General features: G+C 42.3%; 2 protein-coding genes. Both read right to left on the reverse strand.

The window, feature by feature from the left end; translation table 11 throughout:
• Positions 1-387: beta/alpha barrel domain-containing protein (locus RM553_RS19470; protein ID WP_489752716.1), on the reverse strand; the 387-nt coding region annotated here is incomplete at its 3' end.
• A 304-nt stretch (positions 388-691) separates the two neighbouring features.
• On the reverse strand, positions 692-917 hold a 226-nt coding region (locus tag RM553_RS19475; protein ID WP_311536631.1), incomplete at its 5' end, for a PfkB family carbohydrate kinase.

A 917-nucleotide genomic window follows, 5' to 3' on the forward strand; every position in this document is an offset into this window, starting at 1 on the left:
TGCATAAGAAATCTCCGTAACCGAGCCACAACCCGGCATCCAGGAAACTTTCCTGCGGTTACAGGTTCTGGCCATTTCCGCATTAACAATGGGAGAAACAATAAAGTTAGCACCTAATTGAAGGTATAGGCCAGTAGTGCCCGCATCAAGAACGGAACCTACACCCAAAATCATCCCTTCCAGATTTTGAGTGGCATATTTGTTCAATTCTCCAAATACTTCATGGGCAAAATCGCCGCGGTTAGTAAATTCAAAGACCCGCGCGCCACCATCATAACAGGCCTTTACGACCTTCTTACAAATTTCAATATCCTTATTGTAGAATACCGGTACCACGCCGATGGACTTCGTAGCTTCAGCTACTTCTATTCGTGTATATGTTGCCATTAATTATTTTTTAAAAGCAATTCAGATAATTTTATTTTTAAGGCCTACAAGTTTTTGGAAATCTTGCAGTCCCTCACATTCTTCTTTTGTTAGACCTACAAGGTTGAAAAAAACCTTGCAGGTGCCTTCCTAATATTCGTCTTTTTTTAGACCTACAAGGTTGAAAAACCTTGCAGGTGCCTCTCTCAAGTTAGTCTTTTTTAGATCTACCAGGTTTCAAAAAACCCCTTGCAGGTGTTCTCATTTATCTAGTTTTCAGACCTCACAGGTTTCAAAAACTTGTGAGGCCTTTGCAATTCTATCTTTAACGTTTAATCCTGCCGCCGGTACTGCCTTCCATTACTTCCAGTACTTCTTCCACACTTACCAGGTTGGCATCGCCTAAAATGGTATGTTTTAAAGCACAGGCCGCATTGGCAAACTCCAGGGCCTTCTTATCATCAAAGTTTTGTAAGCCGTAAATAAGGCCAGCCGCGTAGGCATCTCCCGTCCCAATACGGTCTACAACCGTAGTGATCTCCAGTTCTTCA

The organism is Autumnicola tepida, from assembly GCF_031846485.1.
In the GTDB taxonomy this organism is placed as follows: Bacteria; Bacteroidota; Bacteroidia; order Flavobacteriales; family Flavobacteriaceae; genus Autumnicola; species Autumnicola tepida.